This is a genomic window from Altererythrobacter sp. Z27 (assembly GCF_052683155.1).
In genome coordinates this window covers 439,822-466,079 of record NZ_JBQYMC010000001.1, presented here as the reverse complement: position 1 = coordinate 466,079, position 26,258 = coordinate 439,822, and the positions used below count along the sequence as shown (strand labels likewise).

General features: G+C 63.7%; 27 protein-coding genes. 8 read left to right on the top strand and 19 right to left on the bottom strand.

Features of this window, described 5'->3' with window-relative positions; translation table 11 throughout:
- The first annotated feature begins 46 nt into the window (after positions 1-46).
- Positions 47-235 carry a Flp family type IVb pilin gene (locus ACUJ47_RS02360; RefSeq protein WP_445536861.1) on the top strand — a complete coding sequence of 63 codons (189 nt, stop codon included), beginning with the start codon at positions 47-49 and terminating at the stop codon, positions 233-235.
- Positions 236-353: 118 nt separating this feature from the next.
- Entirely contained in the window at positions 354-527 is a 174-nt protein-coding gene (locus ACUJ47_RS02355; protein WP_354145335.1) for a Flp family type IVb pilin, read from the top strand.
- Between the two features lie 90 nt (positions 528-617).
- Here ACUJ47_RS02355 and ACUJ47_RS02350 read toward each other — a convergent pair whose 3' ends face one another.
- From ACUJ47_RS02350 to ACUJ47_RS02330, 5 genes are all read right to left on the bottom strand, one after another.
- Entirely contained in the window at positions 618-2,096 is a 1,479-nt protein-coding gene (locus ACUJ47_RS02350) for a M48 family metalloprotease (protein WP_445538838.1), read from the bottom strand.
- Positions 2,097-2,202: 106 nt separating this feature from the next.
- Positions 2,203-3,150, bottom strand: coding sequence for an acetyl-CoA carboxylase carboxyltransferase subunit alpha (locus ACUJ47_RS02345; protein WP_445536860.1), 948 nt, complete (start codon positions 3,148-3,150; stop codon positions 2,203-2,205).
- 9 nt (positions 3,151-3,159) lie between these two features.
- On the bottom strand, positions 3,160-4,050 hold the full coding sequence (locus tag ACUJ47_RS02340) for a tyrosine recombinase (protein ID WP_445536859.1): 891 nt from the start codon (positions 4,048-4,050) through the stop codon (positions 3,160-3,162).
- Positions 4,050-5,879 (bottom strand): hypothetical protein, encoded by a 1,830-nt coding sequence (locus ACUJ47_RS02335; RefSeq protein WP_445536858.1) that lies wholly within the window; start codon positions 5,877-5,879, stop codon positions 4,050-4,052. Before ACUJ47_RS02335 ends, ACUJ47_RS02340 begins: the two co-directional genes overlap by 1 nt.
- Positions 5,879-6,034, bottom strand: a complete 156-nt coding sequence (locus ACUJ47_RS02330; RefSeq protein ID WP_354145330.1) for a hypothetical protein — start codon at positions 6,032-6,034, stop codon at positions 5,879-5,881. Before ACUJ47_RS02330 ends, ACUJ47_RS02335 begins: the two co-directional genes overlap by 1 nt.
- 80 nt (positions 6,035-6,114) lie before the next feature.
- Between ACUJ47_RS02330 and ACUJ47_RS02325 the strand changes: the two genes are divergently transcribed.
- From ACUJ47_RS02325 to ACUJ47_RS02305, 5 genes are read left to right on the top strand one after another with little or no spacing between them, the layout of a single operon-like run.
- Positions 6,115-6,684, top strand: coding sequence for a shikimate kinase (locus ACUJ47_RS02325; protein WP_445536857.1), 570 nt, complete (start codon positions 6,115-6,117; stop codon positions 6,682-6,684).
- A complete protein-coding gene (gene aroB, locus ACUJ47_RS02320) occupies positions 6,675-7,784 on the top strand; it encodes a 3-dehydroquinate synthase (RefSeq protein ID WP_445536856.1) in 1,110 nt (369 codons plus the stop codon). Before ACUJ47_RS02325 ends, aroB begins: the two co-directional genes overlap by 10 nt.
- Positions 7,785-7,818: 34 nt before the next feature.
- Positions 7,819-9,231 (top strand): peptide MFS transporter, encoded by a 1,413-nt coding sequence (locus ACUJ47_RS02315; RefSeq protein WP_445536855.1) that lies wholly within the window; start codon positions 7,819-7,821, stop codon positions 9,229-9,231.
- Positions 9,228-9,998: a cyclase family protein gene (locus ACUJ47_RS02310; protein WP_445536854.1), complete on the top strand. Its 771-nt coding sequence runs from the start codon at positions 9,228-9,230 to the stop codon at positions 9,996-9,998. The genes ACUJ47_RS02315 and ACUJ47_RS02310 overlap by 4 nt, the downstream gene beginning before the upstream one ends.
- Before the next feature lie 2 nt (positions 9,999-10,000).
- Positions 10,001-10,462: a GNAT family N-acetyltransferase gene (locus tag ACUJ47_RS02305; RefSeq protein ID WP_445536853.1), complete on the top strand. Its 462-nt coding sequence runs from the start codon at positions 10,001-10,003 to the stop codon at positions 10,460-10,462.
- Here the strand turns inward: ACUJ47_RS02305 and ACUJ47_RS02300 are convergent.
- The 11 genes from ACUJ47_RS02300 to ACUJ47_RS02250 form a co-directional block, all read right to left on the bottom strand.
- Entirely contained in the window at positions 10,459-10,704 is a 246-nt protein-coding gene (locus tag ACUJ47_RS02300; protein ID WP_445536852.1) for a hypothetical protein, read from the bottom strand. The two genes, ACUJ47_RS02305 and ACUJ47_RS02300, sit on opposite strands and share 4 nt — an antisense overlap.
- Positions 10,705-10,926: 222 nt before the next feature.
- Positions 10,927-11,298 (bottom strand): tRNA-binding protein, encoded by a 372-nt coding sequence (locus tag ACUJ47_RS02295; RefSeq protein WP_445536851.1) that lies wholly within the window; start codon positions 11,296-11,298, stop codon positions 10,927-10,929.
- The gene (locus ACUJ47_RS02290; RefSeq protein WP_445536850.1) at positions 11,298-13,322 is read right to left on the bottom strand and encodes an ATP-binding protein; all 2,025 of its coding nucleotides are present in this window, start codon (positions 13,320-13,322) and stop codon (positions 11,298-11,300) included. The genes ACUJ47_RS02295 and ACUJ47_RS02290 overlap by 1 nt, the downstream gene beginning before the upstream one ends.
- Before the next feature lie 84 nt (positions 13,323-13,406).
- The gene (locus ACUJ47_RS02285) at positions 13,407-13,862 is read right to left on the bottom strand and encodes a hypothetical protein (protein ID WP_445536849.1); all 456 of its coding nucleotides are present in this window, start codon (positions 13,860-13,862) and stop codon (positions 13,407-13,409) included.
- Positions 13,863-13,963: 101 nt separating this feature from the next.
- Positions 13,964-16,201: a methylmalonyl-CoA mutase gene (gene scpA, locus ACUJ47_RS02280; protein WP_445536848.1), complete on the bottom strand. Its 2,238-nt coding sequence runs from the start codon at positions 16,199-16,201 to the stop codon at positions 13,964-13,966.
- Position 16,202: 1 nt separating this feature from the next.
- On the bottom strand, positions 16,203-16,988 hold the full coding sequence (locus ACUJ47_RS02275) for an enoyl-CoA hydratase-related protein (RefSeq protein WP_445536847.1): 786 nt from the start codon (positions 16,986-16,988) through the stop codon (positions 16,203-16,205).
- A 90-nt stretch (positions 16,989-17,078) separates the two neighbouring features.
- Positions 17,079-17,516 (bottom strand): methylmalonyl-CoA epimerase, encoded by a 438-nt coding sequence (gene mce, locus ACUJ47_RS02270; protein WP_445536846.1) that lies wholly within the window; start codon positions 17,514-17,516, stop codon positions 17,079-17,081.
- Positions 17,517-17,665: 149 nt separating this feature from the next.
- Positions 17,666-17,959 carry a hypothetical protein gene (locus tag ACUJ47_RS02265; protein WP_445536845.1) on the bottom strand — a complete coding sequence of 98 codons (294 nt, stop codon included), beginning with the start codon at positions 17,957-17,959 and terminating at the stop codon, positions 17,666-17,668.
- A complete protein-coding gene (locus ACUJ47_RS02260; protein WP_445536844.1) occupies positions 17,956-19,488 on the bottom strand; it encodes an acyl-CoA carboxylase subunit beta in 1,533 nt (510 codons plus the stop codon). Before ACUJ47_RS02260 ends, ACUJ47_RS02265 begins: the two co-directional genes overlap by 4 nt.
- Before the next feature lie 63 nt (positions 19,489-19,551).
- On the bottom strand, positions 19,552-20,274 hold the full coding sequence (locus tag ACUJ47_RS02255; RefSeq protein WP_445536843.1) for an SDR family oxidoreductase: 723 nt from the start codon (positions 20,272-20,274) through the stop codon (positions 19,552-19,554).
- Positions 20,274-21,293: an NAD-dependent epimerase/dehydratase family protein gene (locus tag ACUJ47_RS02250; protein ID WP_445536842.1), complete on the bottom strand. Its 1,020-nt coding sequence runs from the start codon at positions 21,291-21,293 to the stop codon at positions 20,274-20,276. The genes ACUJ47_RS02255 and ACUJ47_RS02250 overlap by 1 nt, the downstream gene beginning before the upstream one ends.
- A gap of 73 nt (positions 21,294-21,366) precedes the next feature.
- Between ACUJ47_RS02250 and ACUJ47_RS02245 the strand changes: the two genes are divergently transcribed.
- A complete protein-coding gene (locus ACUJ47_RS02245) occupies positions 21,367-22,476 on the top strand; it encodes an NAD(P)/FAD-dependent oxidoreductase (protein WP_445536841.1) in 1,110 nt (369 codons plus the stop codon).
- A 9-nt stretch (positions 22,477-22,485) separates the two neighbouring features.
- On the opposite strand, the gene gorA is transcribed toward ACUJ47_RS02245, so the two are convergent.
- The 3 genes from gorA to ACUJ47_RS02230 all read right to left on the bottom strand — a co-directional run bounded on the left by gorA (position 22,486) and on the right by ACUJ47_RS02230 (position 26,078).
- Positions 22,486-23,832 carry a glutathione-disulfide reductase gene (gorA, locus tag ACUJ47_RS02240; protein ID WP_445536840.1) on the bottom strand — a complete coding sequence of 449 codons (1,347 nt, stop codon included), beginning with the start codon at positions 23,830-23,832 and terminating at the stop codon, positions 22,486-22,488.
- Positions 23,833-23,905: 73 nt separating this feature from the next.
- A complete protein-coding gene (locus tag ACUJ47_RS02235) occupies positions 23,906-24,613 on the bottom strand; it encodes a hypothetical protein (protein ID WP_445536839.1) in 708 nt (235 codons plus the stop codon).
- A 106-nt stretch (positions 24,614-24,719) separates the two neighbouring features.
- Positions 24,720-26,078, bottom strand: a complete 1,359-nt coding sequence (locus ACUJ47_RS02230) for a DEAD/DEAH box helicase (RefSeq protein ID WP_445536838.1) — start codon at positions 26,076-26,078, stop codon at positions 24,720-24,722.
- Positions 26,079-26,258 lie beyond the last annotated feature (180 nt).

Genomic DNA, 26,258 nt, shown 5'->3' with positions numbered 1-26,258 from the left:
TGAGCCGAAAAGCGGAATTGTCAGGACGCAATCACAGAGGTTGTCCATGAAATTGTCGAACTTCCTAAAGCGTATCGGAACCGACAATTCGGGGGCCACTGCAGTCGAATACGGCCTGATCGTGAGCTTGATCGTGATTGCCTGCATCGGCGGAATGAACAGTTTCGCCAACTCAAGCGAGGGGATGTGGACAGACGTCACGAGCAAGGTGAGCGAGGTGGTGGATCGGCAGTAACCAAAGCAAAAGGTCCGGAATTAGGACCTTTTTAAGGGCTCCCCTCTACTACCGCAAATGTCCGTTCGGTTTTGGCTGGCGGGCACGGGTACCGAAGACTGAAACCAGGAGACTAGACATGAAGTTCATCAACAAGCTGCTTCGCGACGAACAGGGCGCGACCGCCATCGAATACGGCCTTATTGCTGCTCTGATCGCCGTTGCTGCGATCACCGCGATGTCGTCGCTCGGTGACAACCTGAACACCACGTTCAACACCGTTTCGGACGAACTGTCGGCTGCTAACGCCTAAGTTAGCGCGCAGTTTGCGAAAAGAGAGCGGCGGGGGAAACCCCGCCGCTTTTCTTTTGTGCGCGGCAGATGTGGCGGGCCGTGATGAACCCTAGCGCGCGCGCATCACCAGCTTGACCTGCTGGCCGGCCTGGATTTCCTCGTTGGAAGCGAGGCCGTTGAGCACCCGGAACCGCTCGACCTGCGCGTCATCGAACGCCATCCGCCGCGCCATCGAGGCGACCGTTTCGCCGCGCTGCACCGTCACCACGTCGATCCGCCGCGGAATCACCGCCGATGCCTCGGACGCGCTGATCCGCCGCATCGACTGGAACATAGCGTTGAACACGTTCGAGCTTCCCGCAGGCGTCATCGCGGCAAAGTGATAGGCGCGATCCTTCGCGAATTCATAGGCGAACACCACCACATCGACATGGCTCGAGCCGCTGGTGACCCGCGCCATGCCATAAGCGGCGGGTATTCCGTTCACCGTGGTCCGCTCGAGCGTCGATGGTGCGAGCTGCTGCTGGTTCCCGCCCAGCTTGGCGAACTGCTGCCGCACATAGGTGGAAAGATCGCCGCCATAGGGGGCAAGCGTGAGCTGCGCCTTGCCCGACTGGCCGTTGATCGACACCGCGCTGGTACCGTTGAGCATGTAGAAACCCTGCGGCGCAGTGAAGGTAAGCCGCATTTCGGGATGGATGAACTGGCGCCCTTCAACCATGCCCTGCGCGGGATCATCGCCATAGACCAGCCCGTCGATCCGCGTGAGGAAGCTGTCGCGATTGGTGACGCTGCCCGGCAGGCCTTGAGCTTTGGCCAGCGCGGTCTGCACTCGGCTCGCGGGATCGGGGTGAGTCGAGGCCCATACTGGCGGCCGCGTGTCACCCGCACCCATCAACCGCGCTTCGAGCGCGTTCTGCGAGGCGAGACTCGACAGCACCGTGCTCATCGCACGCGGATCGTATCCAGCCTTGGTAAGATATTGAATTCCAAGGTCATCGGCCTGCAATTCCTGGCTGCGCGAAAACTTGAGCGTGAGCAATTGCGAGCCTTGCAGGAAAGTGCGGCTGAGCGTGTCGCCGATCGCGCTATTGCCGAGCAGGATACCCGACAGGATCGCCCCCGCTGCGCCCAACAGGGAGTTCTGCTGCGCGGCTTGCTGGCGGCGCTGCGAATGGCGCGCAGCGACATGCGCCACTTCGTGCCCCATCACTGCGGCGAGTTCGGCCTCATTGTTCATCAGCCCGACGAGCTGGCGCGTGGTGTAGACATAGCCGCCCGGGATCGCGAAGGCGTTGTTCACCGAACTGTTGAGCAGCGAGACGGTGAAGCTGTCGCGCGCATTGCCAAGGCCGGATTGCACCGCAATGTTCTTGCCCACCTGCTCGACATAGGCTGCCTGCGTGCCGCTCATCGCGCCGCCGAATTCGGCAAGCAATTGCGGGTGGAGGTCTGCGCCCTGCTGGGCTTCCGCCTGGGTAATTGGTGTCGAAGCGCTAGGAATGGGGCCGCCGCCCATGCATCCGGTCAGCGCCAGTGCGAGAGGCGCTGCTGTGGCAAGGGCAAGCGTTCTGCGCGAGAAGGCCATGAAGTCTCTCCGGTTTTCCTGCATCCGCGCGCCATTGGCGCAGTTCTGCAACATCGCGCATCGCCCGCTGCCCTGCAAGGGCGAAGGAACGCGCGGAAAAACCGGGTCAGCTTGCGCCGATTTGCAGGAAGCGTTCCTCGCGCATGCGCCTGATCTCGTCTGCCGGGAGTTTCACCAGCTTGTCGAGTTCTTCGGCGATAGCATTGCCGAGCCCGCGTGCCATGGCTTCGGGAGCTCGATGCGCCCCGCCAACCGGTTCCTTGACGATCCGGTCGATCACCTTGAGCTTCTTGAGGTGCTGCGCGGTGACCTTCATCGCTTCAGCCGCATCGGGCGCCTTTTCGGCGGTGCGCCACAGAATCGAAGCGCAGCCTTCAGGCGAAATCACCGAATAGACCGCATGTTCGAGCATCAGCACGCGCTCGGCGCTCGCCAGCGCCACCGCGCCGCCCGAGCCGCCCTCGCCTACGATCGTCGCCACCATCGGCACCGGCAGCGCAAGGCATGCTTCGGTCGAACGCGCGATCGCTTCGGCCTGGCCGCGCTCTTCGGCTTCGACCCCCGGGAATGCGCCCGAAGTGTCGACCAGCGTCACCACCGGCAGGTTGAACCGTCCGGCCAGTTCCATCAGGCGGATCGCCTTGCGATAGCCCTCCGGCTTGCCCATGCCGAAATTGTGCCGAAGGCGCGTTTCAGTGTCGTGGCCCTTTTCATGGCCGATCAGCACGACGCGCCGCCCCTTCAGCCGCGCGAAGCCGCCCATGATCGCTTCGTCCTCGCCGAAATAGCGATCGCCGCCCAGCGGAACGAACTCGTCGAAGGCATTCGCCACGTAATCGCGGAAGTGCGGGCGTTGCGGATGGCGCGCCACCTGCGTCTTCTGCCAGGGCGTGAGCGAGGCATAGGTGCTCGCCAGCAAATCCCGGCTTTTCTTCTCAAGCCGCTTGAGCTCGGCCGCGATATCGACCGTATCGCCCGCGGCGGCGGCGCGCAGCTCGGCGATCCGCTCTTCGAGCTTTGCGACCGGCTTCTCGAAATCGAGATAGGAAATCATTGTGCCCCGCTAGTCTGATGTTCCGCTTCGGGCAAGAGGATGGCGTGCATTGACCAGTGCGACCAGTCGGGCGGCATCGACGTGGGTGTATATCTGTGTGGTCGAAATATCGGCATGACCGAGCAGGGTCTGGAGCACGCGCAGGTCCGCTCCGCCCTCCAGCAAATGCGTCGCAAAGGCATGGCGCAGCACGTGCGGGCTGATCGATTGCGGGTCGATATCGGCCCGCGCAGCAAGTTCGCGCAGCAGCTGGAACAGCCGCATCCGGGTGAGATGCTTGGCGCGGGAGGGGAAAAGGAAGCGTGCGCTGCCCACCCCTTCCTCTTGCCGCACCGCCAGCCAGCGCGACAATGCCTCGCGCGCACGCTCGCTCACCGGCACCATGCGCGCCTGCCCGCCCTTGCCCATTACTGTCAGCAAGGGTGCATCGCGCGGAACCGAGGCGAGCGGCAGCGAAACAAGCTCGCTGGCGCGCAGTCCCGATCCGTAAAGCAGTTCGAGCAGCGCCAATTGCCTGATTGCGGCGGGCTTGCCGCTGTCTGCCTCCAGCTCGGCACGCTCGAACAACCGGTCGACTTCCGAATGCGAGAGAATCTTCGGCAAAGGGCGGCGCGCGCGCGGACGCGGTAATGCGCTCGACGGGTCATCGCCGCGCCATCCCTCGTCCAGCGCGAAACCGAAGAATTGCCGCAGCGCCGAACTTTTTCGCGCCACGGTCGAAGGCGCGAGGCCCGACCATGCCGCCGCCAGCCGTCCGACGGCATCGCGATTGGCCCCGGTAAGGTCGCCAATCAGCCCTTCCGCGCCGTCAAGGTCGCGGCGATAGGCCGCCAGCGTGTTCGCCGCTGCCCCGCGCTCGGCTGCCAGCATGTCGAGAAAGGCCTCGGTCGCCGCGCCCATCAGCCGCGCGCGATCGCCTCCGCTGCGATCATTCGCGCTTCGGCTTCCAGCCCGACGCGGCGCAAGGCCGAGACGGTGTGATAGAGATGCAAAGGCGTCATCCGCTGCCAGCCTTCGCCCTGCATTCCCAATCCGGCGAGCAGCGCCACGAGCGCGCGATTGTCGACATCGGCGGCTCGCTCGATCGTTCGAGTCCAGCTGGTCTCACGCCCCAGATTGAGCGACACGCGCTGCGAATAGGTGCCCAAATCGCCCGATGAGATCCGGCCCAGCCCGGCCAGCCCGGCCAGCAGCAGCCGCGAACGCCGCTCATCCGAACTGTCGTCATCGTCGATGAAGCTGTCGATCGCATCGCCCGATGCCATGCCGTTGCCGCGCACGCTCGCCAGCGTCACCAGCGCCCAGCCCATGCTGCCCGGCTCGACCACGCGGCTCCACGCGGCGGCGTCGCGATCCAGCCCCGCAGCCAACATCGAAGCGAGCAAGGCCGGCGCGGCATCCGCATAATCCGCCGAAGCAGGCATGCGCGCTGCGGCATAGGCGGTGAGGACATAGCGCCCGTAGTCGCTCGCCACATCGCCGCCCCAAAGCTCTTCCATCGCCGAAAGACGGGCTTGCGGATCGGCGCCGACATAGGCTTCGCGCAGCTGCGTCGCGATGTCCGCCGCTTCGCCGGTGATCGTCTCGTCGGCATAGATCTGGCTGTAGAGGTCGATCACCGCACGCGAGGAGAAGATGCCTTCGCGCGCGGCGCGGTCGGCAAATGCAGCCCGCTGGGTCAGCGGCGCCATCGGCGTGATCGCCCAGACCCGCTCGTAATAAGGCGATGCGCCAAGGCGCAGGTTCTCGGGAATTTCCTCGCCCACCGCATTGGCCAGCGCGAAACGCCACGGATTGAGTTCCTCGACATCGTCCCATTCGACATCGACGGCTCGCCGCCCGCTGCCCGCAGCCCCCGCCAGTCGCTGCGCCAACAGCACATCGATACGTGGCGCAAGCTCGGTACGAAGCGCGCGGTCAAGCTGCGATCCAGCGAGCACGCCCTCGCCCGCATAGGAATTGCAGATGGCGCGAAGCATGGTCCACTGCGGATCGTCGCGTTCGCCACCTTTCAACCGAACAACGGGGCAGGTGCCGATAATATCGGTGGTGGCGAGATAGGCCTCCAGCCCCGCCCCGATCATCGCATCGTTCCAATTGCCCGAATCGACGTCCTGCAGCAGCGCGCGCGCAGCGGTGTATTCGCCCATCCGGTTGAGCGCCTGCGCGCGCAGTGCAGCGAATTCGACCGGATCCATGCCTTCCGGCGTTGCCAGACGGCTCGAAAGCGCGCGGCGCAGCAGGATATGCCCCCAGCGCGACACCACCGGCCCCTGCAACCCTTCGAGGATCGCGCGCACCAGCGCAGACGGCTGGCGCGCGAGCGAATTGGAATGGAGCCCGCCTTCGGTCGAATCGATCACGCCCACCCGGCTCATCGCGCGGCGCGCGGCCGGCGGAAGGTCGTTACTGGGCCGCAGCCCGAGCAGATCGTCGAGCTCATCGGGCGACATCTTCTCCAGCTCTTCGGCGGAAGGGACAGTGGAGAAGTCGAAATCGGACAGGCCCGGGATCGGTGCCATGCTGCCGGGCAAAGGCTGCACCACCGCGCCTCCTGCCACCGGCGGCGCGCCGGGCACTGGCTGGGCCGAAGGACGCGGCGCGGGCGTGGGCGCCGGCGCGGGATCGTCAAATCCCGGCGGCAGCAGCGATTCGGGCGCGTCCTGCGCGAAAGCAAGCGTGGCGCTCAGCGCAATCGCTGCGCCGCCAAGCCATTTCCAGCGAGCCATCAGCGCGCCTCCGGCACAGGGATTTCCTGCGTGATCTGGTGGATCGGTTCCTCGCCGCCGTCGAACCATGCGAGCGCGAGAATGCCGGCGCCCAGCGCGAGCCACATCAGCGCCTTGCCGCCCGGAAGCGGCACAGCGCCGGGCCTGCGCGCCATTGATTGATCCATCGGAAGAATTGAGCTGCGCTTGCGTACCATGTTGCATGGGCACTAGCCCATCTATAGGCCCATCGGCAATGACCGAAGATCACCCTTCCCTCAGCCGCGAACGGCTCGCCAGCATCGCCGCACGGCTCGACCGGCCGCTGGTGCTGGTGGGGCTGATGGGCGTGGGAAAATCCACCGTCGGCCGCCGCCTCGCTGCGCAGCTCGACCGCAAATTCGTCGATGCCGACGAAGCGATCGAGAATGCCGCGCAGCGCAGCATCTCCGAAATCTTCGAACAGTTCGGCGAAGCCTATTTCCGCGACGGCGAGCGGCGGGTGATCGCGCGGCTGATCGAAGAGCATGACGGGGTGATCGCTACCGGCGGCGGCGCATTCGTCAATGACGAGACGCGCGCGCTGATCCTGGACAAGGCGATTGCCGTGTGGATCGATTGCGCGATCGATACGCTGGTCGAGCGCACCGGACGTCGCAACACACGCCCCTTGCTCAAATCGGGCGATCCGCGCGAAATCCTCACCCGTCTCTACGAAGATCGGCGCGGCTTCTATTCGCAGGCGCCGATCCATGTCATGAGCGACGCCGGTCCGCACGATGCGACCGCGACGAAAATTCTGGAGGCGCTCGAAGAATGGCTGTGATCCCGGTCGAACTGGCTGGCCGAAGCTATGACGTGCTGGTCGGGCGCGACCTGCTGGACGATGCGGCGCGCCATGCGGCCGCCTTCATGCGCAAGCCGCGCGTGGCCGTGGTGGCGGATCGCAATGCCCGTGCGCATCACGGGGCGCGGCTCGAAGCTGCCCTCGCCGCCGACGGACGCAGCGTGGCGTGGTACGATGTCGAGCCGGGCGAAGGTTCGAAAAGCTGGCAGGGATTGCAGGCGCTGACCGAATGGCTGCTCGAACAGGGCGTCGAGCGCGGCGACCATGTCTTCGCGCTGGGCGGCGGCGTGGTGGGCGACCTCACCGGCTTCGCCTGTTCGATCCTGAAGCGCGGCTGCGGCTTCGTGCAAATCCCGACAACGCTGCTGGCGCAGGTCGACAGCTCGGTCGGCGGCAAGACCGCGATCAACACCGCTGCAGGCAAGAATTTGATCGGCGCATTCCACCAGCCCTCGCTGGTGCTGGCGGACCTGACCGCGCTCGACACGCTGCCCGATCGCGAAATGCGCGCCGGTTATGCCGAAGTGATCAAATACGGCATCCTCGGCGATCGCGACTTCTTCGACTGGTTGGCGGAAAACGGCACCAGAGTGCTCGCGCACGATCCCGACGCACTGGCCCACGCAGTCGCCACCAGCGTCGCGGCCAAGGCGCGGATCGTCGCCGAAGACGAGCGCGAGACGAGCGGCGCGCGCGCATTGCTCAACCTTGGCCACACATTCGGCCATGCGCTCGAGGCTGAAACCGGCTTTTCGGACAGGCTGCTGCATGGCGAAGGGGTGGCGCTCGGCATGGTGCTCGCCGCGCGCTATTCGGCGCGGCGCGGCCTGATCGGCGATGCGGACGCGCAGAAGGTGGCCAACGCCATCGCCGCCGTGGGCCTGCCAGCGGAGATTTCCGCGCTCGGCATGGACTGCGACGGGCGCCGCCTTGCCGAACATATGCTGCACGACAAGAAGATGGATGCGGGCACCCTGCCCTTCATCCTGCTGCGCAGCATCGGTGCAGCATTCATGGCGCGCGATGTCGAATTGAGCGACGTGGCGGCCTTTCTCGACGAGCAGCTGGAACACAGCTAGATCGTCAAAAACGCAGGCATGAGGGGAGTTCTGCATGACCGTTGCCGAAGCAACACCCGATCTCGATTTCGACTGGGATGACAAGAGCTTCCTCGGTCATCCGAAGGGCCTTGGCTACCTCGCCTTCACCGAAGCGTGGGAGCGTTTCAGCTATTACGGCATGCAGACGCTGCTGGTGCTCTACATGGTCAACTTCCTGCTCAAGCCGGAAGAGGTCGGGAGCGTGGCCGGGATCGAGCAATTGCGCGCGCTTTACGGCGGGCTTGAGGGGCAGGCATTCGCCAGCGCGATCTTCGGCACCTATGCCGCCAGCGTTTACCTGACACCGATCCTGGGCGGATGGATCGCCGACCGCTTTCTGGGCAAGCGCCGCACCGTGCTGCTGGGCGCGATCACCATGGCGCTGGGCCATTTCCTGATGGCCTTCAACGTCACTTTCCTGCTCGCGCTGCTGTGCCTGATCATCGGTTCGGGCATGTTCAAGGGCAATATCGCGAGCCAGGTCGGCAGCCTCTACAAGCCCGAGGACCTGCGCCGCGCGGACGCCTTCCAGATCTTCTATCTCGGCATCAATGCCGGCGTAATCGCCTCGCCCTTCATCGTCGGCACGCTCGGTGAGACAGTCGGCTGGCACTGGGGTTTCGGTGCCGCAGGCGTAGGCATGCTGATCGGCCTCGGAATCTACGTCGCAGGCCAGAAGTACCTGCCCAAGGAGCATTTCGACGTTCCGGGGAAAGAAGCGGCAGCCGCGGCCAAGGCCCCGCGCGATCCGATGACCCGGCAGGACTGGCTCTCTACGCTGGCACTGGTTTTGCTGATCCCGGTCATGGCGATCGCGATCGTCCCGAACAACCAGATATTCAACGCCTATCTCGTGTGGGGCGACCAGCAGTTCGCGCTCTATTGGGCCGGTGAGAAGCTGCCGACCAGCTGGCTTATCTCGCTCGACGCGGTTGTTTCGGTCAGCTTCCTCGCTGGCGTTGCCGCTTTCTACCGCTGGTGGAAGACCAAGTGGCAGGAACCCGACGAACTCACCAAGATCATCATCGGCTCGCTCTTTTCGATCGGCGGCATGGCCTGTCTCTATATGGCGGCAGCCACCACCCCGCCCGGCGAAAAGATCGGCCTGTTCTGGCCGGTGATGTTCCACATCGTGAACTCGATCGGCTTTGCACATATGCTACCCGTCAGCCTGGCGCTCTTCGCGCGGCTCGCACCCAAGCAGATCAACGCCACGGTGATCGGGCTCTATTACCTCTCGTTCTTCGCGGGCAATGCGCTGGTGGGCTATGTCGGCGGCTGGTTCGAGACGATGCCGGTGACGCAGTTCTGGCTGATCCACATGGGCTTTGCAGCCACTGCGGGAGTGATCTTCGTGCTGTTCAAGCTGGTGCTGGCGCCGCGGCTGATGCACCGGGCGCACTCCGAAGATGTGGCATTGGCATGACCCGCTTCATCGACCTTTCGATCCCGATCACCAATGACGTGATCTCCGATCCGGAGGTGATGCGGCCCAAAGTCACTTACATGACCCATGAAAGCACGTGGCAGCAGATCGCCATGTTCTTTCCGGGGCTGGAGAAAGCTGACCTGCCCGACGGCGAAGGCTGGGCGGTGGAGATGCTCGAACTCTCCACTCACAACGGCACGCATATGGACGCGCCGTGGCACTACCACTCTACCACCGACAGCGGAGCCAGCCCCGCCCCCAGCATCGACGAAGCGCCGCTCGACCGCTTTTTCCGCCCCGGGGTGAAGCTGGACTTCTCGCATCTGCCGCATGGCCATGTGGTGAGCGGGGCCGAGGTCGAAGCGGCGTTCGACAGGATCGGCTATGAAGTTCAGCCGCTCGACATCGTGCTGGTCCAGTCGGGCGCGGTTTACGGCACCGACAATTTCACCGACCAGGGCGTGGGCCTCGGCGCGGAAGCGACGCTTTGGCTGACCGAGCGCGGTGTGGAAGTCGTCGGCACCGATGCCTGGAGCTGGGACGCGCCTTTCAGCCACACCGCGCGGCACTGGGCGGAAACGCATGATCCGTCGATCATCTGGGAAGGCCACAAGGCGGGCCGCATCCGTCCCTATTACCAGATCGAGAAGTTGACCAACCTCGCCGCGCTGCCCAGCCACGGCTTCATGTTCAGCTGCTTCCCGGTGAAGATCGAGCGCGCCAGCGCGGGGTGGATCAGGGCGGTGGCGCTGGTCGAGGATTGATCATGCGGGTCGGCAAGGCAACACTGGCTGACGAGCAGGTCAGGGCAATTCTCGAAGCGCATCAGCGCGACATGCATGCGGTTTCGCCGCCGGGCACGTCTTTCGCGCTCGACCTCAAAGGGTTGTCGGGACCGGGAATTTCGCTGTTCGGCGCGTGGAAGGGCGACCTGCTGATTGCGGTGGGCGCGCTCAAACGGCTTTCGCCGGAGCTTGCGGAGATCAAGTCGATGCGCACGCTTTCCGACCATCTTGGCAAGGGAGCGGCGCAAGCTGTGCTGGACCTGATCCTCGACACCGCCCGCTGCGAAGGGATTGACCGCGTTAGCCTTGAAACGGGAACCAGCGACGCGTTCATGCCGGCGGTCCGATTATACAGCCGCAACGGCTTCGAGCCGGGCGAAGCCTTTGCCGGCTATTCCAACGGCCCGCACAACCAGTGCTATCACCTGAAGCTGACGGCCTAAGCCTTCAGCCGCGTCACATTGCTCGCCGTGCCACCGGCATCCACCGTCATTGCGTCATGTTCGGCGAACAGTCGTTCGATCTCTGCACGACATTCGAGCAGCGTGTGAGCGATACCCGGCGCCAGGCTTTCGCCATCGCCAATCTTGCCAAGCAGTGCCGCCAGATCGCTGCGTGTAGCTTCTTCGGGGCTCTTGAAGAAATTGCCCTTGCGGTCGAAGAATGCAGTACCCCTTTGCGCCATATCAAGCCTCCTGTTTCAAGCGGAAGCGACTCGAAGGACTCAAAGCATCCTTGGCGACACAGGAAATTGCCAGCGAGTTTACCATGATTCTGACGCATTCGCCCTTTCGAATACATCCGATGCGTGACTTGGTAATTTAATTTCTCGAGCCAGAAACAGGTGCAATAGGTGACGGCATGTTAGATCGCCGCAACGATCGTTTCTCAAGTGCGCTGGCTGCGGCTAGAACAGGCGCGAGCCGTTCGGCACCTTCACGTCTGGCGCGAACAGCACCACTTCGCCCGCCTTGTCGGCAAAGCCCAGCGTCAGCACTTCGGACATGGCGGGGCCGATCTGGCGCGGCGGGAAGTTCACCACTGCCGCCACTTGCCGCCCGACCAGCTCGTCGATGTGGTAATTGGCCGCGATCTGGGCGCAGCTCTTCTTCTCGCCGATCGCCGGGCCGAAGTCGATCCGCAGCCGGTAGGACGGCTTGCCCGCCTCGGGAAATTCCTCTGCCGCCACGATCGTGCCGATGCGGATATCGACCTTGAGGAAATCGCCGAATGCGATCTCCTCCGCCGCCGGTGCATCGGGATCGTGCGAAAGGTGCACTATTCGAGTTCCAGGATGATCGCGTCGACTGCCAGGCTGTCGCCTTCGGCGGCGTTGATCTTTGCCACTACCGCCTGCTTCTCGGCGCGAAGGATGTTTTCCATCTTCATCGCTTCGACCGTGGCGAGCGGCTGGCCCGGCTGGACTTCCTCGCCCTCGGCCACATGCAGCTTCACCAGCAGCCCCGGCATCGGGCAAATCAGCAGCTTCGAAAGGTCCGGCGGGATTTTTTCGAGCATGTGCCGCGCCAGATGCGCGATGCGGGCGGGCAGCACGCGCAACTGGTGCGTCGCACCGCGCGTCGTCACGGCATAGCCGGTGCGGGTCGGTGCGAGCTGGATCGTCAGTGCCTCGCCATCGAGCTCGATATCGACCATCGTTTCGCCCGGCGTATAGTCTAAGCTCAGTTCGACCGGCTCGCCATCGACGGTAATCGCCTCTTCCTCGAGCACGACGGTGTATTCGGTGTCGCCGATCTTGACCGCCCAGTCGCCCGGTGCGGCGAGGTCGTCGTCGGCCAGTTGCTGGTCGATATGGCGCGCACGGTCGGCATCGGCCGTAGCAAGCACGCCGCCGATCGCTGCCAGAGCGCGCAGCAATTCTTCGGACGCTGCCGCGCCTTCGAACCCGTCAGGGTATTCCTCGGCGATGAAGCCAGTGGTCAGCTCGCCCGAGCGGAAGCGCGGATGCTGCATGATGGCGCTGAGGAAATCGACATTGTGCCCCAGCCCCTTGATGCGGAAGGCATCGAGCGCCTGGATCTGCAGATCCGCCGCTTCGTCGCGGGTCTTGCCCCAAGTGACCAGCTTGGCGATCATCGGGTCATAGAACATGCTGACTTCGCCGCCTTCGTAGACGCCATCGTCCACGCGAACGCCGTCCACCCCGCGGCGGCCGTTTGCGCTGCCGTCATCAGTCCAGCCTTCGAGCGGCGGCTTGTATTCGACCAGGCGCCCGGTCGAAGGCAGGAAGCCGCGATAGGGGTCTTCGGCATAGACGCGGTTTTCGATGGCCCAGCCGTCGATGCCGATGTCGTCCTGCGTGAAACCCAGCTTCTCGCCCGCGGCAACGCGGATCATCTGCTCGACAAGGTCGATCCCGGTGATCGCCTCGGTCACCGGATGCTCGACCTGCAGGCGCGTGTTCATTTCGAGGAAGTAGAAGCTCTCGCCGGTCTTGTCGGCGCCGCTCACGATCAGTTCGACCGTGCCCGCAGAGTGATATCCCACCGCCTGCGCCAGTGCGACGCATTGCTCGCCCATCGCCTTGCGCATCTTGGGTGTGACGAAAGGCGAAGGCGCTTCCTCCACCACCTTCTGGTGGCGGCGCTGGATGCTGCATTCGCGTTCGTTGAGGTAGAGCACGTTGCCGTGCTTGTCGCCAAGGATCTGGATTTCGATATGGCGCGGGTCGAGGATGAATTTCTCGATGAAAACGCGGTCGTCGCCGAAGGAGTTGAGGCCTTCGCGCTTCACGCTTTCGAAGCCTTCGCGCACGTCCTTTTCATTATAGGCGAGCCGCATGCCCTTGCCCCCGCCCCCGGCGCTGGCCTTCATCATCACCGGATAGCCGATGTCATTTGCGATCTTCACCGCATGTTCGGTGTCGTCGATTTCGCCGACATAGCCGGGCACGACGTTGACGCCGGCTTGCTTCGCCAGCTTCTTGCTTTCGATCTTGTCGCCCATCGCGCCGATCGCGTTCACCGGCGGGCCGATGAAGGCGATGCCTTCCTTCTCAAGCGCTTCGACGAAGCTGGCGCGTTCGGACAGGAAGCCATAACCAGGATGGACCGCTTCGGCGCCGGTCTGCTTGCAGGCAGCGATGATCTTGTCCGCGATGAGGTAGCTTTCGGAAGCGGGCGACGGGCCGATATGCACCGCCTCGTCCGCCATTTTTACGAACGGCGCGCGGGCATCGGCATCGGAATAGACCGCCACGGTCTGGATACCCATGCGGCGCGCGGTCTTGATGACCCGGCATGCGATTTCGCCGCGATTGGCAATCAGTATCTTGGAAAACAAACGGGCCTCCGAAGGTCGCAATGACGTCTGACGCCTATGCCCACCTCGAAGGCCTGTATCAAGCTAGTCAATTTCGGCTAGGCGCTACTCCGCTTCGGGGCGGTCGATATGGGCCAGCATTTCCTTCTCATAAGCGATCAGCGAGTCGAACTCGTCGACCAGTTCCTGGCGCTTTTCCTCGCTGCCGGTGAGTTCCTTCAGCGCATCCCATGCCTTGGCGAATTCCGGATTGCGCCGCCAGCTCATCTGGTCCGGCCCGGCCTTCATCGGCCAGAATGTGATCTGGTCGTAATCGCCGATATTGACGTGGATCGCCTTGGCCTCGATCCCGGCCGTCGTCAGCGCCTTGTCGAAATAGTCGTTGATGATCTCACGCGCGCGGCCGATCTTGCCGGGCTTGAACTTGGTCATCGTGACTTGGTACCAATCGACATTCTGCCGTTCGATTTCGCCAGCTTCGTGGTGATCGGCGAGAGCAGGCGACGCCCCCATCGTGGTTGCTAATGCAAAGGCGGCGGCTGCCATTAGTGCTTTACGCATAGGTCGTTCCCCCCTGTTGGGAAATGCGACCCGATGGAAGGGGAAACTAGCGACCCCGCCTGGAAGCTATTGTATCAAAACGACAGGTGCGTCGGAGCGACTCACTCCGCCGCCTCGCTCACTTCCTCGCCCGCAGGCGGCATATTGTGACCAAGCAGGCGCAGGATATCCGCCGCGCATTCGACCACGTTCGAACCGGGGCCATAGATGCCCTGCACGCCCTTTTCGCGCAGGAAATCATAGTCCTGCGGCGGGATCACGCCGCCTGCGGTCACCTTGATATCGGGCCGCCCGGCATCACGCAGCAAATTGATGAGCTCGGGGATCAGCGTCTTGTGACCGGCGGCAAGGCTGGATGCGCCCACCACGTCCACTTGCTTTTGCAGCGCCAGCGCCGCGGTTTCCTTCGGCGTCTGGAACAGAGGCCCGGCGATCACGTCGAAACCCATGTCGGCAAAGGCGGAGGCGATCACGTTAGCGCCGCGATCGTGCCCGTCCTGCCCCATCTTGGCGATAAGGATGCGCGGCTTGCGACCAAGCCGGTTCTCGACCGCTTCAACGCCGCGCGTCACCTGCTGGTAGCGCGCATCCTCGGCATAGGCAGCGGAATAGACCCCCTTCACCGGGCGCGGCATGGTGTCATAGCGACCAAAGGCCGCCTCCATCGCCGCCGAAATTTCGCCGAGCGTCGCATCATGGCGCGCCGCCTCGACTGCGCGGGCCAGCAGGTTGACGTCAGCCTGGCGCTCCATCTCGGCCAGCACCGAGGGCGGCAGCGGAATGCCGCGCTCGTCGCGCCCGGTGCGCAGCGCCTCGCTTTGCGCGTTCGGGCTGGCGGCAGCAGCCTCGGTCAGCGCCTTGAGCGCAGCCTGGCAGGCGGCCTCGTCGCGCGCGTCCTTCACTGCCCTGATCCGCGCGATCTGCGCCTCGCGCACGGCGTGGTTGTCGACCTCGAGCGTTTCGAGATGCTCTTCCTTGGCGAGGCGATATTTGTTCACGCCCACGATCACGGTTTCGCCCTTGTCGACGCTGGCCTGCTTGTGCGCGGCGGCCTCTTCGATCGCGGCCTTGGGCTTGCCGGTGCCAACATAGGCGGTCATCCCGCCCACCGCGTCGACCTCGGCCATCAGCTTCTCGGCCTCTTCCACCAGCTTGGCGGTGAGCGCCTCGATGTAATAGCTGCCGCCCAGCGGATCGACGACGTTGCAGATGCCGCTTTCCTCCTGCAGCACCAGCTGGGTGTTGCGGGCGATGCGGGCGCTGAAATCGGTCGGGAGCGCGATGGCTTCATCGAGCGCGTTGGTGTGGAGCGACTGCGTGCCGCCCAGCGTCGCGGCCATGGCTTCCACCGTGGTGCGGATCACATTGTTGTAGGGATCCTGCTCCTGCAGCGAGACACCGGACGTCTGGCAGTGCGTGCGCAGCATCTTGCTGCGTTCCTGCTTCGCGCCAAGGCCGTCCATCACGCGATACCACAGCGTGCGCGCGGCGCGCAGCTTGGCGATCTCCATGAAGAAATTCATGCCGATGCCGAAGAAGAACGAAAGCCGCCCGGCGAAGGCATCGATATCGAGCCCCGCCGCCATGGCGCGCTGGGCATATTCCTTGCCGTCGGCAATGGTGAAGGCAAGTTCCTGCACCGCAGTCGCCCCGGCCTCGTGCATGTGATAGCCAGAGATCGAAATAGAGTTGAATTTCGGCATGTTGCGCGAAGTATATGCGATGATGTCCGAAACGATCCGCATGCTCGGCTCAGGCGGATAGATATAGGTGTTGCGGACCATGAACTCCTTCAGGATGTCGTTCTGGATGGTCCCGTCGAGCTTGTCCTGCGAAACGCCCTGCCGCTCTGCCGCGACGATGAAGAAGGCCAGCACCGGGATCACCGCGCCGTTCATGGTCATGCTGACCGACATCTGGTCGAGCGGGATCTGGTCGAACAGGATTTCCATGTCGCGGACGGTGTCGATCGCGACCCCCGCCTTGCCGACATCGCCCACCACTCGCGGGTGGTCGGAATCATAGCCACGATGCGTGGCAAGGTCGAACGCGACCGAAAGCCCCTTCTGCCCTGCGGCAAGGTTGCGGCGATAGAAGGCGTTCGATTCCTCGGCGGTCGAGAAGCCCGCATATTGCCGGATCGTCCATGGCCGTCCGGCATACATCGACGCCTTCACCCCGCGCGTGAAAGGCGCGAAGCCCGGCAGGCCGGGCTCTTCGCCCGCATCCTCGGACGTATAGAGCGGCTTGATATCGAAGCCCTCGGGCGTGTGCCAGGTGAGGTCGCGACCCTTGACCTCCTTGTCGGCCAGAGCCTTCCAGTCTTCGATATCCGCCATATTACTTGCCCTTGAATTCAGCCTTGCGCTTCTGGAGGAAAGCCATGCCGCCTTCCATCGCATCCGCGCTCGCCCCGGCGATCCGCTGGCCTTCGGCTTCGGCAAGGAACACCTCGGGCAGCGTACCGTCAAGCGCGGTCGCGATATTGCGCTTCATCGTGGCATAGGCAAGCGTCGGCCCGTTCGCGAGCTTTTCCGCCAGCGCGCGCGCTTCGCTCAACAGCGCATCGTCATCCACCGCCTTGTAGATCAGGCCCCATTGCTCGGCCTGTTCGGCGCCGATTTTCTCGCCCAGCATCATCATGCGGGTGGCATTGGCGCGGCCGATCGCACGGGCGAGCAGCCAGGTCGAGCCGCCATCGGGCACAAGGCCGATGTTAACGAAGGCCTGGAGGAAATACGCAGAGCGTCCGGCAAGGACAAAGTCTCCAGCGAGGGCAAGGGAACAGCCAACCCCAGCTGCGGGGCCATTGACCGCGGTGATGACCGGCACCGGCGCGCGCAGCACCTGGCTCACCGCCGGATTGTAATGGTTCTGCAGGGCGCGGTGGCTGCCGCCCTTCGTTTCGAGCTCGCTGCGCTCGCCCCGCGCCGCGAGGTCCGCGCCCGAGCAGAAGCCCTTGCCCGCGCCGGTGATCAGCACCGCGCGCGCATCGCCAAGGTCATAGAAGGCCGCGCCAAGCTCGTCCGCCATGTGCGGCGGCATGGCGTTGAGCCGGTCGGGCCGGTTGAGCGTGATGGTGAGCAGCGGGCCGTCGCGTTCGACGAGAATGGTTTCGTAGGACATATTCTACTCCGTTCGTGCTGAGCCTGTCGAAGCATGAACGGCCCGTTCGATCAAACCCTTCGACATGCTCAGGGCGAACGGGCCTTCGACTCAATGGTGGTCTTTGGGCGTTTCCATGATCTCGGTAAGCATGCCCTGCATGTCCTTGGGATGGACGAAAAAGATAGGAGTGCCGTGCGCGCCGATGCGCGTGGGGCCCAGTATGCGCTTGCCCATGGCCTCGAATTCGGCGCGCGCCGTAGCGATATCGGGCACTTCGAAACACACGTGGTGCTGCCCGCCCTGCGGGTTCTTTTCGAGGAAATTGTTGATCGGCGAAGTGGCGTCGAACGGTTCGATCAGCTCGATCTGCGTGCCGTTCATCCCCGAATCCGTGGGCGTATTGACGAAACAGACCTTCACGCCCTGTTCGGGCAGGTCGAAAGGCTCCTCGATATCGGTCGCGCCCATGACATCGCGATAATGCGCAATGGCCGCTTCGATGCTGGGCACGGCATAGCCAAGGTGATTCATGCGTCCGAGTTTCATAGGCTGACTCCCGTAGTTTCGTCATGCTGAACTTGTTTCAGCATCCATTCCTCAGCCAGCCCCAACATTGCCAATCGAAAAATGGACCCTGAAACAAGTTCAGGGTGACGGCTTTCGTTCATGCGTCTGAGTTTCATCGATCTATACCTTCATGGCTGATTCTCGAACTCGTTCACGTGTCGTCTTCTTACAAAGATGGTTGTCGCAACGATGACGTTGAGAATTGCGATTACTTCGACAAGCCCCATGCACACACACCAAAACACGAAACTGGACGGGTCACTTTCATATGAGACTTCAATGGGAGTTCCCTTGACCTTAACCTTCCCATCGGAAAGGCCGTAGACCACAACCACCGTCCAAAGAACGAAGAATGCCCAGCTTTTTGCGAGACTATTTTTCTCCTTCCCCAGGGGAATTCTGGCATCATCGAATAATCTCACAGCGGAATATTGTCGTGCTTCTTCCACGGGTTCTCGAGCTGCTTGTTGCGCAGCTTCCTGAGGCCCAGTGCGATCCGGCGGCGGGTCGCATGCGGATAGATCACTTCGTCGATATAGCCGCGCTGCGCCGCCACGAAGGGGTTGGCGAAGCGGTCTTCATATTCCTTCGTCCGCTCGGCGATCTTTTCCGGATCGTCCTTTTCGCTGCGGAATATGATCTCCACCGCGCCCTTGGCGCCCATCACTGCGATTTCGGCAGTGGGCCAGGCATAGTTGAGGTCGCCGCGCAAATGCTTTGACGCCATCACGTCATAGGCGCCGCCATAGGCCTTGCGGGTGATCACGGTGATCTTGGGCACGGTCGCCTCGGCATAGGCGAACAGCAGCTTGGCGCCGTGCTTGATGATGCCATTATGCTCCTGCGCGGTGCCGGGAAGGAAGCCGGGCACATCGACGAAAGTCAGGATCGGGATTTCGAAGGCATCGCAGAAGCGCACGAAGCGCGCGGCCTTCTTGGACGAGTTGATGTCGAGCACGCCCGCCAGCACTGTCGGCTGGTTCGCCACCACGCCCACGGTGCGGCCTTCGACGCGGCCGAAGCCGCAGATGATATTGGCCGCATGGGCGGGCTGGACTTCGAAGAAATCGCCTTCGTCCAGCGTCTTACGGATCACTTCATGCATGTCGTAAGGCTGGTTGGCATTGTCGGGGATGAGCGTGTCGAGGCTCATTTCCTCGCGGTCCCACGCGTCGCTGGTCGGCCGCTCGGGCACGGCCTCGCGGTTCGACAGCGGCAGGTAATCGAAGAACTGGCGGGTCGCGAGCAGCGCCTCGATGTCGTTCTCGAAAGCGACGTCGGCGACAGAGGTCTTGGTGGTATGCGTGATCGCCCCGCCCAGCTCTTCCTGCGTTACGACTTCATTGGTGACGGTCTTGACCACATCGGGGCCGGTGACGAACATATAGGAGCTGTCCTTCACCATGAAGATGAAGTCGGTCATCGCCGGAGAATAGACCGCCCCGCCCGCACACGGCCCCATGATCAGGCTGATCTGCGGAACCACGCCCGATGCCAGCACATTGCGCTGGAACACGTCGGCGTAACCGCCGAGCGAGGCGACGCCTTCCTGGATGCGAGCGCCACCCGAATCGTTGAGGCCGATGACAGGCGCGCCATATTTCATCGCGCTTTCCATCACCTTGCAGATCTTTTCCGCGTGGCGCTTCGACAGCGAGCCGCCGAAAACGGTGAAATCCTGGCTGAAGACATAGACCAGCCGGCCGTTGATCGTGCCCGATCCGGTGACGACGCCGTCACCCGGAATCTTCTGGTCCTGCATCCCGAAATCGTTGCAGTCATGCTCGACATAGGCGTCGAGCTCTTCGAAACTACCTTCGTCGAGCAGCACTTCCAGCCGCTCACGCGCGGTCAGCTTGCCCTTGGCATGCTGCGCGTCGACCCGCTTCTGCCCCCCGCCAAGCTTTGCGGCGGCGCGGCGACGTTCCATTTCGGCGATATTGGCGGACATGCGCTCTCCCTGATGGCCAATGCGCATTCCGCCTAGCGACGGAAAAGCCCCAGCGTCAACGTATCAAAAACGCAGCATCATCCGCCGCGCGAGCGCTGGCGATAGCGAATAGGCCCATCGCAGCAGCTTGACCTGCCCCACATTCGCTTCCGGGCTGTCGCTTTCGATCGCATCGACGATCTGCGCCGCGCATTCCTGCGGCGGCATCTTGTTCCCGTTGAGCCGCGCGGTCATCTGCGTGTCGACCACCGGCGGCAGCGCCTCGACCACGAGGATATTGGTGTCAGCCAACTGCGCGCGCAGTGCCATGGTATAGCTGCGCAACCCAGCCTTTGTGGCGCAATAGACCGGGCTGCCCGCGCGCGGCGCGATGGCGAGGCCGCTGGTGACGTTGACGATCGCCGCTTCGGGCCGCCGCCCCAGCATCGGCACAAGGGCGGTGATCAGCCGGATCGGCGCATCGAGATTGGCGTAGATGCAGGCGTCCACCGCATCGGGATCGGGCAATGACACGCGGAAATCGTGATCGACGCCCTGCCCGGCATTGTTGATCAATATATCGATCTCGCGTGTGCCCAGGTCGGCGATCAGCGCATCGACCCCATGCGCATTCGACAAATCGGCCTCGATCGCTTCAAAGCCCTCGTCGCGCATCGCGTCGAGCCGCGCCTTGTCGCGCCCCGTGATGGCCACCTGCGCGCCCTTGGTCCGCAACTGCCGCGCGATTTCGCGCCCGATGCCCGCGCTGCCTCCCGTCAGGAGGACCTTTTTGCCCGCCAGCCGCATCAGGCCTTCACAATCCCGTGTTTCACAAGGCTTCGCACCGTGTCCTCGAGCGTCTGCTCTGCGGGGATGAAGGTGAAGCCCAGCACTTCTTCGGTATGCCTGCCAGAAACGTCGCGCACATTGCCGAGCTCGCCCTTGATCTGGCGCATCTCGGGCATGAACAACGCAAGGAATTTGACCATCCAGTCGGGCATCGGGCGCGTGGGCACCTTGGCGGCATATTCGGGCACGCGCGCGCGCACCGCATCGGCCATCTCGCGGATCCACATGAATTTCTGCGACGTGGGGAAACGCTCGCCCCGTACATCCTCCGCCGGGGCTTCGATCGCGAGCACATGCGCCCTGGCCACGTCGCGCACGTCGGTCACGCAAATGCCCATGTTGGGCGCGAGCGGGATCGATCCGTCGACCACTTTCTTCACCAGTTCGACGCTGGTCGAAAGATCGTTGTCATAGACCGGGCCGAACACCGCCACCGGATTGACCGAACAGAACACCAGTTCGGGCGCGTTCGCCTCCACCCATGCGCGTGCGGCACGCTCGGCCACGGTCTTCGATTCGATATAGGGCGGCACGCCAGCCGCGAGATTGGTCCAGTCGGTATGGTCGAAATGGTCCTTTTCGGGATGCCCATATGCGATCGCCGCCGCCGAACTGGTCTGCACGAAGCGCGTCACGCCCGCCGCAGTGGCAAAGCGCAGAGCGCGCAGCGTCCCTTCGCGCGCAGGGATGACGAGTTCGTCCTTGTGCCGGGGTACATCGAGCGGGAATGGTGAGGCGACATGCGCCACCGCGTCGCATCCCTCATTGGCTTCGGCCCAGCCGGCATCGCCCATCAGATCGGCCTGGAACACCTTGAGCCGATCGCCCGCATCGGGCCATCGCGAGCGCAGCCGGAGCTCGCTCTTGGCGCGGTCCCTAACCGTCGTATGAACACTGTATCCATTCAATAAAAGCTGGTCGATTACCTCGCCGCCGATATAGCCGGTGCCGCCAGTTACGAGTACGGTGTTCGCCATCTCGCTCACCTCCCCCAATCGGTGCAGGCTATGCGAGCGGATGAAGTTTGGCAACGCGTTGAAGGATTTGTGAGTGCGGCAAGTTGATTTCCTCGTGATTGGCGCAGGGATCGCGGGCCTTTCGGCTGCGGCGCGGTTGGCGCGCCATGGCAAAGTGGCGGTCTGCGAAGCCGAAAGCGCGCCCGGCGTCCATGCTTCGGGCCGCAGTGCCGCATTCGCCCATTTCGACATGGACGATCCGATCGTGCGCGCGCTCACAGCGGTCAGCATGCCGCTGCTCGAAGAGCCTGCGGCGCGGCGTCATCCGGCGCTGTTCCTCGCGCTCGAAGGGCAGGAAGCCGCACTCGACCGGGTCGAGGCGAATTATCGCGTCTGGGCGCCGGGGATCAGGCGGCTCGATCCGCAGCAGGCGCGCGAACTGGTGCCGATCCTCAAGGAAGGCAGCGGCGGCGTGATCGGCGCATTGCTCGATGAAAACGGCCGCAAGCTCGACGCGCATGCCATGCTGGAGGGACATCGCCGCACGCTGCGCGAGGCTGGCGGCGAAGTGGCGCTCGACGCCCCGGTCACGGCTTTGCGCCGCGATGGCGAGCGCTGGATCGCCGACACGCCGGGGCAAAGCTATTCCGCGCGCGTGGTGCTCAATGCGGCAGGTGCCTGGGCCGATCCTGTCGCGACGCTCGGCGGCGTCGCACCGCTCGGCATCCGGCCGCTGCGCCGCACGGTGATCACCTTCGACATGCCGCCGGAACTCGACGTTTCGGGCTGGCCCTTCACCAAGACGGTCGATCCCGGTTTCTACATCGAGCCGGAAGGCCGCGGGCGGCTGCTCGCCTCGCCGATGGACGAGCATCTCTCCGATCCCTGCGATGCGCAGCCCGAGGAAGAGGATGTTGCCCTCGCCGCCTGGCGCGTCGAGGAAGCCACCACGCTGGAAATCCGCCGCATCGCCAGCAAATGGGCGGGCCTGCGCAGCTTCGCGCCCGACCGGCGCCCCGTGGCGGGTTTCGATCGCACCGCCCGCGGCTTCTTCTGGCTGGCCGGGCAAGGCGGCTTTGGACTGCAAACCTCGCCCGCCATGGCGATGGCTGCCGAAGCGCTGGCCTGCGGGCTCGACTGGCCCGAAGAATTGCGCGCGGCAGACGTCGAGCACGCGGCGCTTTCGCCCGCACGCTTCGCCTGACGCAGCGCGCTATTTGAGCAGGACGAGTTCCTCGGCCATCGAGGGATGCAGCGCGACCGTGTCGTCGAAGGCCTGCTTGGTGAGGCCAGCCTTCACCGCAACTGCCGCCACTTGCAGGATTTCCGGCGCTTCGGGCCCGATCATGTGGATGCCCAAAATCTTCTCGGACGTCGCCTCGACGATCATCTTGTAGAGCCCGCGCTCGGGGTGGGACGAGAAGATGTTCTTCATCGGGCGGAAATCCGATGTGTAGACCTTCACATCGCCATAGGTCTTGCGCGCCTCGCGCTCGGTCAGGCCCACACCCGCTAGCGGCGGCTGGCTGAACACCGCGCTGGGAATGGAGGAATAGTCGATCGTGCGCGGCTTGCCGCCAAACACCGTGTCGGCAAAGGCATGGCCTTCGCGGATCGCGACCGGGGTCAGCTGCACACGGTCGGTCACATCGCCCACCGCATAGATGCTGGCGCAGCTGGTGCGGTTGTATTCGTCGACCTTGATCGCACCGCCCTCGCCCAGTTCGACGCCCGCATTCTCCAGCCCCAGTCCCTCGGTGTTGGGAGTGCGGCCGGTGGCAATCAGCACCTGGTCGACCTTGACCGGATAGGTGCCGCCGAGATCGACCAGCAGGCAGCCGTCATCCGCCTTGTCGACCCGCTTGATCTGGCTGTGCATGCGAAAATCGATCCCGCGCCCCATCGCGATGTGGAGCATGCGGTCGACGATCTGCTCGTCATAGGAACGCAGGATGCGGTCGGTGCGGTTGACCACGGTGACTTCGCTGCCGAGCGCGTTGAAGATGCCCGCAAATTCCATCGCGATATAGCCCCCGCCGACCACCATCAGGCAGTGCGGTTGCTCATCCAGATGGAACATTTCGTTCGAGCTGATGCAATGCTCGACGCCGGGGAATTCGGGCGTCGCCGGCCATGCGCCGGTCGCGATCAGGATATGCTTCGCGGTGACTTCGCGCCCGCTCGCCAGCCGCACCGAATGCGGCCCGGTGATGGTGGCGCGCTCGGCAAAGATTTCGACATGGTGGTTCGACAGCGTCTGGCCGTAGAGGCCCTCCAGCCGGTCAACGTCGCGATTGACGAAATCGCGCAAGCTCGCCCAGTCGAAGCTGGTGCCTTCGATAGTCCAGCCGAAATTGCCCGCATGGGCCAGCTCCTCGGCGAACATCGATCCGTAGACGAGCATTTTCTTGGGCACGCAGCCGCGGATCACACAGGTTCCGCCGACGCGATATTCCTCGGCAACCGCTACCTTCGCGCCATGCGCGGCAGCAACGCGGCTCGCACGGACCCCGCCTGAACCGGCGCCGATGGTGAAGAGGTCGTAATCGTATTCGGCCATGCGCAGCAGCTCCTCTTGCCGGCGATATGGCGGCTGGCAGGCCGATTGCCAACCGCCGATGCCGGTTCAGGAGTTAATCGCCAAGCTGGCTGTCTGCCGGATCCCAGAACAGGCCCAGCGCAAGCGCCGCGATTGTCAGCGTGCGCGCAAGGCCTTGATCTGTGCCGCGCGGCAGGATCAGCACCGGCCTACCGTTGAGTTCGACCGCGCCAACCGGGCGCCCGTCCTGCTCGAAAACATAGCCGATGGGGCTGGCCATGGCGAAAGGCGACCCTTCGATACGATGCACCGAACGGATTTGAACGGCCTCGCCCCCCAGCAATATCTCACCGCGCCGCGCCTCCTTCGAAAGCGCGCCACTTAGTCCCTCGCGAACTTCCTGCAACTCGAAGCGGGCCGGGAACGGCCGCCCGTTGGCAGTGAATTCGCAGGAATATGACATCGGCTTGGTCTTGAACTCCAAGCTGCCCAGATCGAGAATTTTCTCCTGCACCCGGCAACGGGCCTCGATAGTGGTCGAGATCGCGGGCCCTTCGACTACGAACTCGGTGTGCCCCGAATTCTTGATCCAGGTATCGAAGAAGGCCAGCCGCTCTTCGGAGCGTTGGTATCCGCCCGAATATTCGCCAACGGTAAAGCGGCCATGGGTCCAGCCCGACACGCCTTGGAATTCAACGCGGGTATTGTCGGCCAAATCGGCGGGAAGGCGCATTTGCGCAGGCGGTAAACCGGCGCATGCGGCCAAAGCCCATGCACCGGCGAGTGGGATGAAACGACGCATCTTGCGTAATCTTTCTGGTTGAGCCCCGATGGGGAAGCTGTGAATGGTTCAGCTTTATAGGTTCATTTATGAACGAAAGATTGCAAATTTTGAAGTGACAGGCCGCTTAGCCGTTCGAGTGGCGCCTTTGCCCGCCACCGCCGCCGCGACGCTTGCCGCCATGCGGCTTGCCTGCGCGGCCCGGGTGCTTGCGGTTTGGGCGGTCCTTGCGCTGCTGGCCGTCACCCGTGGGGCGAGCGCCATGCTTGGGCTTGGGCTGCACCCGCTTAAGCGGGGTGCGCGCCGCAGGCTTGGTCGGCCCCACGCCTTCCACCACCGCGCGGAAATTGTCCGGCAGCGGCAGACGCTCGAAAGTCGCGTCGGTATTGCGCTGGATGTCCTTGAGATAGGCGCGTTCGTCTTCCGCACAGAAAGCGATCGCGATCCCGTCAGCCCCGGCGCGCGCGGTGCGGCCAATGCGGTGGACGTATTGCTCAGGCACGTTGGGCAGCTCGTAATTGATCACGTGGCTTACGCCCGGGATGTCGATCCCGCGCGCGGCCACATCGGTCGCGATCAGGATCGGCGTCTTGGCGCGCTTAAACTCGTCGAGCGCGCGCTGGCGCTGCGGCTGGCTCTTGTTGCCGTGGATCGCGTTCGACGGGATCCCAACCTGCGCCAGCTTCTTCACCACGCGATCGGCACCGTGCTTGGTGCGGGTGAAGATAAGTACGCGCTCGAACTTGCCGGGCACGCGGTGGCGTTCCGACAGGATCATTTCGAGTAGGGACTGCTTTTCGTCCTGCTGCACCATGAAAAGGTACTGGTCGATGCGCTCGGCAGTGGTCGCCGCCGGAGTGACGCTGACCTGCACGGGGCTGTTGCAATACTGGCCGACCAGCTCCTTGATCGCCTTGGGCATGGTGGCGCTGAAGAACAGCGTCTGCCGCTCGGCGGGGGCAAGCTGGTGGATGCGGCGCAGCGCGTGGATGAAGCCGAGGTCGAGCATCTGGTCGGCTTCGTCGAGCACCAGGATTTCGACACCCGAAAGGTTGAACGCCTTCTGGTCGATCAGGTCGAGCAGGCGGCCCGGCGTCGCGACGAGGATATCGGTGCCGCGGTGCAGCTTGTTGCGATCCTTGCCTACCGAAGTGCCGCCCACGATCGAGTCGACCTTGAGGCCCGCCAGCGCGCCGTAATCCTTGGCGCTCTGGGCGATCTGCCCGGCCAGTTCGCGCGTCGGCGCGAGCACCAGCATGCGGCAGCTCTTGAACGGGATGCGGTTGCCGGCCTCGCGCAGCCGGTCGATGCTCGGAAGCATGAAGGCGGCGGTCTTGCCGGTGCCGGTCTGGGCGATGCCCAGCAGGTCGCGCCCGCTCAGGACGGCCGGGATGGCCTGTTCCTGGATCGGGGTGGGAGTGTCATAGCCCTTCATGTCGAGGGCCTGGAGCACGGGCTGCGACAGCCCGAGGTTTTCGAATTTCATGTGTTTCAAACTCGCATTTCATGCGGCGCGCTGACGGATTCCGGGCGGAATCGTCGCGCGACGCGGGTGTCAAAACGACCCGCGTGAAAAGGGAAGTCTCTTGGAAAAATACCCGAGGCGCGGCCGGGGCGGATATTTTCTGGTTCCGCCGCTTCACGCTGGCTAGCGCGCTTCGATGCG

Excerpts from the sequence above, each read along its gene's own strand:
- ACUJ47_RS02235 (WP_445536839.1), bottom strand. The coding sequence starts at position 24,613 with ATGCGTCGTTTCATCCCACTCGCCGGTGCATGGGCTTTGGCCGCATGC.
- ACUJ47_RS02310 (WP_445536854.1), top strand. The coding sequence starts at position 9,228 with ATGACCCGCTTCATCGACCTTTCGATCCCGATCACCAATGACGTGATC.
- ACUJ47_RS02335 (WP_445536858.1), bottom strand. The coding sequence starts at position 5,879 with ATGGCTCGCTGGAAATGGCTTGGCGGCGCAGCGATTGCGCTGAGCGCC.
- ACUJ47_RS02350 (WP_445538838.1), bottom strand. The coding sequence starts at position 2,096 with ATGGCCTTCTCGCGCAGAACGCTTGCCCTTGCCACAGCAGCGCCTCTC.
- ACUJ47_RS02255 (WP_445536843.1), bottom strand. The coding sequence starts at position 20,274 with ATGCGGCTGGCGGGCAAAAAGGTCCTCCTGACGGGAGGCAGCGCGGGC.
- ACUJ47_RS02305 (WP_445536853.1), top strand. The coding sequence starts at position 10,001 with ATGCGGGTCGGCAAGGCAACACTGGCTGACGAGCAGGTCAGGGCAATT.
- ACUJ47_RS02340 (WP_445536859.1), bottom strand. The coding sequence starts at position 4,050 with ATGGGCGCGGCGACCGAGGCCTTTCTCGACATGCTGGCAGCCGAGCGC.
- ACUJ47_RS02275 (WP_445536847.1), bottom strand. The coding sequence starts at position 16,988 with ATGTCCTACGAAACCATTCTCGTCGAACGCGACGGCCCGCTGCTCACC.
- ACUJ47_RS02330 (WP_354145330.1), bottom strand. The coding sequence starts at position 6,034 with ATGGCGCGCAGGCCCGGCGCTGTGCCGCTTCCGGGCGGCAAGGCGCTG.
- ACUJ47_RS02355 (WP_354145335.1), top strand. The coding sequence starts at position 354 with ATGAAGTTCATCAACAAGCTGCTTCGCGACGAACAGGGCGCGACCGCC.
- ACUJ47_RS02230 (WP_445536838.1), bottom strand. The coding sequence starts at position 26,078 with ATGAAATTCGAAAACCTCGGGCTGTCGCAGCCCGTGCTCCAGGCCCTC.
- mce (WP_445536846.1), bottom strand. The coding sequence starts at position 17,516 with ATGAAACTCGGACGCATGAATCACCTTGGCTATGCCGTGCCCAGCATC.
- aroB (WP_445536856.1), top strand. The coding sequence starts at position 6,675 with ATGGCTGTGATCCCGGTCGAACTGGCTGGCCGAAGCTATGACGTGCTG.
- scpA (WP_445536848.1), bottom strand. The coding sequence starts at position 16,201 with ATGGCGGATATCGAAGACTGGAAGGCTCTGGCCGACAAGGAGGTCAAG.
- ACUJ47_RS02360 (WP_445536861.1), top strand. The coding sequence starts at position 47 with ATGAAATTGTCGAACTTCCTAAAGCGTATCGGAACCGACAATTCGGGG.
- gorA (WP_445536840.1), bottom strand. The coding sequence starts at position 23,832 with ATGGCCGAATACGATTACGACCTCTTCACCATCGGCGCCGGTTCAGGC.
- ACUJ47_RS02260 (WP_445536844.1), bottom strand. The coding sequence starts at position 19,488 with ATGTCCGCCAATATCGCCGAAATGGAACGTCGCCGCGCCGCCGCAAAG.
- ACUJ47_RS02300 (WP_445536852.1), bottom strand. The coding sequence starts at position 10,704 with ATGGCGCAAAGGGGTACTGCATTCTTCGACCGCAAGGGCAATTTCTTC.
- ACUJ47_RS02315 (WP_445536855.1), top strand. The coding sequence starts at position 7,819 with ATGACCGTTGCCGAAGCAACACCCGATCTCGATTTCGACTGGGATGAC.
- ACUJ47_RS02285 (WP_445536849.1), bottom strand. The coding sequence starts at position 13,862 with ATGCGTAAAGCACTAATGGCAGCCGCCGCCTTTGCATTAGCAACCACG.
- ACUJ47_RS02345 (WP_445536860.1), bottom strand. The coding sequence starts at position 3,150 with ATGATTTCCTATCTCGATTTCGAGAAGCCGGTCGCAAAGCTCGAAGAG.
- ACUJ47_RS02250 (WP_445536842.1), bottom strand. The coding sequence starts at position 21,293 with ATGGCGAACACCGTACTCGTAACTGGCGGCACCGGCTATATCGGCGGC.
- ACUJ47_RS02325 (WP_445536857.1), top strand. The coding sequence starts at position 6,115 with ATGACCGAAGATCACCCTTCCCTCAGCCGCGAACGGCTCGCCAGCATC.